Here is a 7392-nt window from a genome sequence, read left to right on the forward strand (position 1 = left end):
GTCCAGCGACGGCGACGTTCTGGACCGCCCAAAATTTCAATATGCGAATTATGACTAGTCATATGCCTAACATTACTCCTAACCCTTAATTAAGGTGAGAAAATGTCCGGAGAATTCGGGGGCTCTTACATTGTGTCAGCAAGTACTGACGGCACGCGAAAATCAAATTTTATTGCTGGTTGCCGACGGACTTGGCAATAAGGATATTGCAGACCATCTTTCTTTGTCGCGCTATACAGTTGAATGCCATATTAAACATATTTACCGAAAACTCGCAGTCTCTTCACGCACACGTGCTATTCATGCGGCGAGAGAGCGTGGTTTGTTAAAGTGAAGTGGCTGCTTATTATATGTTTTGGCCTTTTTGCTATGCCAGCTTTGGCAGAGAGCACTTCAGCGCAATGTTCCGCAGAGATCATTGATATTTCTGCCGCAAAAGCTGGTCCTGATGGACGTAAATCTGAAAATTTACGGTGGGAAGCCGTAACTTTACCAAATTATTGGAACCAACTACATTCAGAATATTCAGATGAAGTTTGGTATCGCATTCATTGGCGACAGACATGTTCTGAAGCAGGTCATAATCCTGTTGCATTGCTCATACAGACAATCAATATGGCAGGAGAGGTCTTCGTTAATGATCATTTTCTCTGGCGCGATAAGAGCCTGACGGAACCATTATCGCGCAGCTGGAGTATGCCGCGCTATTGGGTTCTGCATGATGCATGGCTGACTGAAGGTATCAATACACTTTGGGTTAAGACTGTTGGTGTCAAAGGACAAGCACTTGGCCTAGGCTCTGTTATCATTGGTGAGCCAACTCAGGTCCAAAGTATTTATGACAATTATTGGTGGCGGCAACGTACTTTATATGTTGCAAATGTAATAGTTTCCGGCGTTATCGGGATTTTGTTTTTTTGTATCTGGATCATACGGCGCGATCAGACCTACTACGGTTGGTATGCATTTTCTTCTCTGTTCTGGCTTGTCTTCATAGCTAATGTTCTCGTGACCACGCCTTGGCCTTTTTCGGATTCTGTAACATTCGTAAGAGTTAACGCAATTGCCTTATTACTGAATATTGCATGTTTTTGCATGTTTACATTGCGCTTTGGTGAGTTGGTATTAAAGCGTTATGAGCGCTTTCTATGGGGAATTTTCAGCGTATTCATTGTGGCACTCGCTTTTACACCACAAGATTATCTTGGGGCGATCCAAATATCGAGCGTACTCGTCGCGGTAGGTTTTTTCTTGTTTAACTGTTTGCAGTTTCCGGTGTTAACGTTTCGTAAGCGCAATAACGAATATTTTTTGTTCTCAATTTGCTTGATAGTCCTTTTTATGACCATTCCTTATGATGCGCTCCTCCTCTTTCGGCCTGATCCGGAAAAATTTCCAATATTGCCATATGCGAATATTGTCATCACATTGTGCCTGGCTGGGATACTGGGGCTGCGTCAGGCGCATAATGTCAGACGCATTGAACAGTTTAATGTTGAATTAGCCGAGAGCATTGCGAACGCACGTTCAGAATTAGCCGTTACACTAGAGCGAGAACATTTCTTAGAGTTAAAAAATGCAAAATTAAGAGAGCGTTTGGATATCGCTCACGATCTTCATGACGGTATCGGTGGAACGCTCGTTCATATGATGGCAAAAGTTGAACAAGGCAGTGAACAGGTTCACCGCCCCCAAGTCATTTCAATGTTGAAATTGCTTCGGGATGATTTGCGTCAAACCATCGATCATAATTCCAGCCCTAGCACTAAAGTTCCAGCTACGCCGCAGGAATGGATTGCCCCGTTACGTCACCGGTTCAGCATTCTTTTTGATGAGCTTGGCATTAAGTCCGACTGGCAATTTCCATCGGCTTGGCGGAGTACACCCAGCACATTACAATGTCTGGCACTCACACGTGTTGTTGAGGAGGCATTAACAAATCTCATAAAGCATAGTCGAGCGCAGCAGGTGTGCTTTCGGTTGCAGCAGCAAAGCCCAAATGAACTCGTACTTGAATTGGAAGATGACGGTATCGGATTTGATGTTTTAGCGGTACAAACAGCTAATATCAGTGTTGGTATGAGAAGTATGTCAACAAGAATTCTCAAAGTCGGTGGCAGATTAGAAATTGCATCAACGCCAGGAAGAACCATCGTAAAAGTGATTATGGCCACAAATATAATTTCCGATAGTCACGGACATTAAAGTTGTGCCAGCTATCTTGTCTCTCCATACACCAGCTAGCTGATAAAGCGGTTAGCTATCTATGAACGCAACCTTTTAAGTGTGTTTAGTGGCGGTAGTGGGGTGCTGCGCGTCTCCGCTTATTACATCTAGTAAAATAGCTATATTTTCTAATGTAGCACTGAAAATTTTAGTAACGTGTCTTCTACAAATGGACAGTTATTTGTGTGACATCAATTCGGTGCTTATTTTAATAGATAAGGCTTAAATTTCAATTGAGAATAAGTGTCGGTATCGGTAGTTGCGTGCCCCCGCAACCAAACAAAATTCTAAATACTCAATTAATTCAAATAATTGGATGATGATTTTTGTTTGTCGAGAATCCCCGAAAAGCATCGCAAACTCGTTTTATCAGTTATAACAGTGCTTTAGCTAAAACAGGTTCAAATCGGGGGTAACGAACTACGCAACCACATACAATATTTAATGATCGTAGTTTTGGGGGGCGGAGAACCCAAAAGGTGCGAGCATGGTGGTATATGATGATGTTCGTCAAACGTAGGTTGTTGAAGCCTAAGATAATCGAAAGGCAGCTTTGCTCGCCCATGTTGGATGTTCGAGCTGCCGAAAAATTTGAAAGCTGAAAGACTGTTTTGGAAAACAACCTTGGTATACCGCTGATAAACTGGACGCTGACCTTGGCAAAAGCTGATTGCGCGATGACGACTGCTTTTAACGCAATGATCAAGCTACCATTACCCTCTTTGCAAACTGCGCTTTGGGTAGATCAACAGATGTTCCTAAGTGCACGCTCTGCGACCTATGAAATAGGTCAAAACACTGGATTAGCCTTTAGTAAAAGCCAGTGGGGTTAATCTGGTGACAGGCTCTTGGCTTTGCAACTTTGAGTATGTGATATCTTTAACTAATGACGAAAAGCGACGATTGACGATTTTGGTGGTCCGTTTACTTTAGAACACAAAGACGGCTTGCCGTCCTCCAGAGCCTTATTGTGATGTGGCCGTTTCAAGTGGTAACAAGATGCTGATGGGCGAATATTTCCGTATTGGCGCTGGGATTGAGGACTACATCATGCATAAAATACTATATTACATCGTCGCACTGATTTTCTTACCATCAAGTGTAATGGCCGGAAACCTTTCGGAAAACATGGAGAAACGCGTGTTAACCGAGCTTGCAAACCGAAGTGGTATTTCGGTTAGTGATTTGCAACTTATGCTCGACGATTGTGAATTAAATAAGCGCAATATGAACCTGTGTGCATTTCAGCGTGCTATTCAGGCGGAATTGTTGCTGGGTGATGCGATCAAAATGACTGGTGCTAAGACAGATAGCGACTATGCTGCGTGGAAGAAACAGCTTCAGGCTCGCTGTCATGCGGATGCTGATAAAGAAACTGGGAGTGGCGCAATCTTACCGAATATAATTTCTGAATGCAAAGAACTAGCTATGTTGGCAGAGCGCTATACGATTTTGGGGGCAGAAAGCTTTCCGCCGCCACCGCAGCCGCCACATAAATGGGATTAATATCTGATTTTGGGTTTGATTATACGTAGTTTTTTGATCTTATGCTTTTTTACATTGCCAAGCTTCGCTGATGATCCGCTGCCCTTAGCAGACTGGCGCTATAATCTTGAAGACACATCTCGTGAAACGGTTGGCAATAAAAACGCGGCACAAATTAGCAATCAAATGATTAGAATAGCTGAAATTCAATGTGAATTTTCAGAGCAAAATTAATTGGTGGCGATGAATATTCATTGAAAGCAAAATGCGAGCAACCTGAACTACGTGCAGAATTTTTGAATGAAGCAAAGCTTAAAATACTTGCGTCGGACAGGTTTCATTTCGACGATGGCTTGAAACTGCGTTCATATAGGCTTTGCCCTACGCAAAAATAGCGTTTTTCAACACTTTTATATAGTGTTTCAGTTGCATTATTCAGCCTTTGTATCGAACAAAGCTTGCGCCAGCCAACCAGCCAAACAGTTGAGAATAGTTCCGCCTAGAGCATTGATAAATTGATGGCGATAAATTTGAAAAATGGAAACTGCAATCGTTATGCTCTAAACGGTGCTTATAAGATTGCGTAAGGGGCAATATTTTTTCCAGAGAGCCCAAGCAGCCAAAATTGTGAGCGTGACACGCAAAGATGGCAGACTATTCAATAGTGAATTATAGCGAATTAGAACACTAAGCATATATGCGCTGAAAGTGGTTTGTGTACGCGAAACCTTGCCGTTTATCTTCTACCGTCTTGATGATCTGCTGTATTGGTAGAGGAAAAATGGTAAGCGCCGCCTGATCCCGGCTGACGCGATCCGGCAAGTCATGACTACAGCACGGTTATCCATACTTGATTATCGGGCGTTGCAATATTGCGATAGTTCGCTGCGTTTATGGCTGAAAATAGAAGATTTTGCGTTTGCCTGTCAGGATATCACGCTTGGATTGTAACAAATTGCGGATGATTTTGGTCTGGTCTTGCCAAAACTTGAATTCCATGAGGTGGTCAGTGTCGGTGTCTTAAATAAGTGGCGTATGGTCATTTTACTTAAGATGCGGATGTGCCAGAAGGCAGATAGTCTACTTTCTGGCACATCAGAATATGGCGGAAAACCTTAACGCTTAACCACTTCGCTATCTTCATGGACGATGCGGTAGTTGTCTTGCAGGTCGAGTACATAAGTGAAATTCGAGGTTCCGCTGGATTGTTTGTTGCGGTCGGGACTGGACACAGTGTAATCATAAAGACCATAGACTGCACAAAGGCCATTTTCACATTTAGCTTTCAGCGAGCTTTCATCAACGACAAAACGTCTGACCGGCCAGCGGCTAAAATAGCTGTTTTTATCCTGTAGAATTTCTTGCTTAGGACGACGTTTCTTGAAGTAATCGACTGTATCAGCGTAATATTCATTCACGAATGCCATGGCATCATCATTATTGGAACTGCCGGTCTGGATCATGAGGGCAGCAACATTCATGGCCTTATCTTCATCACTCATTGCCGGTATGGCGCTTGGCTCATTGTGCTGCTGCTGAGGATTTGCGCTTGCATCACTAGGGCGGGCGGCTTGTTGCGGTGCCTGAGCCGGACTGGCCGGATTGTTATGACGCGGCAGAGTATCATTTCCGCTATTGGGTTGCACCGGTTGCACTGAGGCAACTTGGGTTTCACCGGTGCGGTTGATGCCGTATTTAACCACTTCCTGCGGGCTGAAATAATACATATCCTTGGCTGGTGTGCTGAACATAATGCCCAGCACATCGGCTGATACGCCATATTTGGGCAAGGTCGCGACAATATCGGAGACACCAAATTGCGCTTGCTCGCCGCTGAGTTCCGGTGCGGAAATCTGGTGAACGCCAAGACGGCCATCGGCAACACGGTTTTTGCCGGCAAAGAACACAAAAGAGCAGGCCGAAGCGCAATAGGAATCCGGCGGAATGTAAGTATTCATGCCGCGCTCATAGACTTCTTCCGCGATAACCAGCCCGATATGAACCAGACCACCGGGATTATTGCTCAAAATAAGCGTGTTGACAGCAGGGTTCTCGCGCAATGCTTTTTTAAGGTTGAGCAGGTCATTCGCACCAACCTGACCAGTATAAATGAGAAGATCAGGCTTGTCCGGAAAGAAAAAGAACGGCCCGTAGCGTTCGAAATTTGCTTCTTGCTGTTGTGGTGCCTGTGCGCTTACCACAGCAATGCCGGTGAGTGAGAAGGCGAGGCAGGCACTCGCTAATAATGACTTGTAATTGAACATGAATCTCGTGCCCCCTATTATTCCAATCCGTTCGGATAAGGCTCGATCGCATCTGCCTGTACCCAGCCTTGCGGACAAGATGCAATTTCACCGTTTTTAAGCTGCTTACAATTTTCCATAGTCGTGCGGTAAGGCTCCGGCAATGGGGCAGAGACGCGGCATAAAACATCCACTCCGTCGCATTTGCCAAATCTATCAACCGGCATTGCCATGATGAAATATTCAACATCTGAAATACCGCTTTTGGCCGTGGCCTTGATGCAAATGAGTTGATCCTCGGCCAGAGTGGCGACGAGATCCTGACCGCTGCCGCCAGCGCGTGCGGTGAGCTTAGCTGGCTGGCCATAAACAGCGCCATAATAAGGTGCAACTGCACAATCGCTATGAATGGTTACTTCGTAATTTCCTGCAGTACAGCTGAGCCCCTTATCATCACTGCATTGAATGCCGGATTGATCGAGCAATTCGCTGAGTTTGGCGCCTTCCAGATCGCCTTCTGCTGCATCCGCCTTTGCAGATAATGGCTGCGACAGGCTTAAGGCTGCAACGAGCATCAGACCTGACAAAATTTTAAAGGTGAATCTATTGCTCATAATTGGCATGCCTTTTTCTTATCAAATCTATCGAGAGCCAACACAAGTGCCTTGCCAAATTGCATAGCATTGACGTCGCATCCCGCGACAGCAATCATTGCGCCGCCTTTATCTTCATGGGTGATTTCGCCATGAACAAAGGTTTGAAGCGACGCAGAATTTGTTCCATTGACCTGTAAAGCCTGAAAACGCAACGGATCCGCTTTGCCGCTATCAATCAGGATCGTATCGCCCGTGGCTTGGGGAAGAAAATCGGCCAGATAGATGGTGCAGCCTTTGGTCTCATCCGTTACTGCGCATAGGCTCGCATAATTCTGAAACAAATAATCAGGCATTAGTGTAAAAGCATTGCGGGTAATCTGCCGGATTTCCTGATTGTCCGGCACAAAAACCGCCTGTTCAATAAGCTGATTACGTAGTTTTAGTCCTTGCTCAGGCGTGATGACTTGTTCCGGTACGGATAGCGGTTTGGATTTTTCAGGAAGCAACGTGCCGAGGAGTTTTCCAAGATCGGGCTTTTCAACGGCAGCTTCTCTTAACTCTTTGAGTGCATCAGCACCGGGGTGCCCCCATTTCATCAGCTGCTTGACACTATTCTCGGTAAAGCGGGTATCTCCAGCCAAGGCCATGCTTACTTGCTGTTGTACGGCAACACGTAGCGGCGACAGTGCATCCGTCAAAGCCAGAGCAAAAATGCAGTAGACCGGAAGCACCATTACAAGATTGATGGTGAGCGCAATGAATAGCCCACGTCTTTCGTGATTGACGGAATGGGTTTCCGGCTGGCAGTCAAAACTTTTGCTTTGCCCGCTTCGGCATAAAAT

General features: G+C 45.2%; 6 protein-coding genes. 3 read left to right on the top strand and 3 right to left on the bottom strand.

Going from position 1 to position 7392, the window contains the following annotated elements:
* Positions 1–130: 130 nt before the first annotated feature.
* The 3 genes from FHS77_RS15200 to FHS77_RS15210 all read left to right on the top strand — a co-directional run bounded on the left by FHS77_RS15200 (position 131) and on the right by FHS77_RS15210 (position 3732).
* The gene (locus FHS77_RS15200) at positions 131–334 is read left to right on the top strand and encodes a response regulator transcription factor (protein ID WP_210307165.1); all 204 of its coding nucleotides are present in this window, start codon (positions 131–133) and stop codon (positions 332–334) included.
* The gene (locus tag FHS77_RS15205; protein ID WP_343061032.1) at positions 331–2205 is read left to right on the top strand and encodes a sensor histidine kinase; all 1875 of its coding nucleotides are present in this window, start codon (positions 331–333) and stop codon (positions 2203–2205) included. Before FHS77_RS15200 ends, FHS77_RS15205 begins: the two co-directional genes overlap by 4 nt.
* A 1020-nt stretch (positions 2206–3225) precedes the next feature.
* Complete coding sequence (locus tag FHS77_RS15210; protein ID WP_184224779.1) at positions 3226–3732, top strand: hypothetical protein; 507 nt, start codon at positions 3226–3228, stop codon at positions 3730–3732.
* Between the two features lie 1094 nt (positions 3733–4826).
* Here FHS77_RS15210 and FHS77_RS15215 read toward each other — a convergent pair.
* The 3 genes from FHS77_RS15215 to FHS77_RS15225 all read right to left on the bottom strand — a co-directional run.
* A complete protein-coding gene (locus tag FHS77_RS15215) occupies positions 4827–5975 on the bottom strand; it encodes a COG3904 family protein (protein ID WP_184224780.1) in 1149 nt (382 codons plus the stop codon).
* A gap of 17 nt (positions 5976–5992) precedes the next feature.
* On the bottom strand, positions 5993–6568 hold the full coding sequence (locus tag FHS77_RS15220; protein WP_184224781.1) for a hypothetical protein: 576 nt from the start codon (positions 6566–6568) through the stop codon (positions 5993–5995).
* The coding region (locus FHS77_RS15225; protein WP_184224782.1) for a hypothetical protein at positions 6565–7392 on the bottom strand (828 nt) is incomplete at its 5' end. The genes FHS77_RS15225 and FHS77_RS15220, both read right to left, overlap by 4 nt.

The sequence above is a fragment of the Paenochrobactrum gallinarii genome (genome assembly GCF_014205685.1).
Classification (GTDB): Bacteria; Pseudomonadota; Alphaproteobacteria; order Rhizobiales; family Rhizobiaceae; genus Paenochrobactrum; species Paenochrobactrum gallinarii.

Excerpts from the sequence above, each read along its gene's own strand:
- FHS77_RS15210 (WP_184224779.1), top strand. The coding sequence starts at position 3,226 with ATGCTGATGGGCGAATATTTCCGTATTGGCGCTGGGATTGAGGACTAC.
- FHS77_RS15215 (WP_184224780.1), bottom strand. The coding sequence starts at position 5,975 with ATGTTCAATTACAAGTCATTATTAGCGAGTGCCTGCCTCGCCTTCTCA.
- FHS77_RS15220 (WP_184224781.1), bottom strand. The coding sequence starts at position 6,568 with ATGAGCAATAGATTCACCTTTAAAATTTTGTCAGGTCTGATGCTCGTT.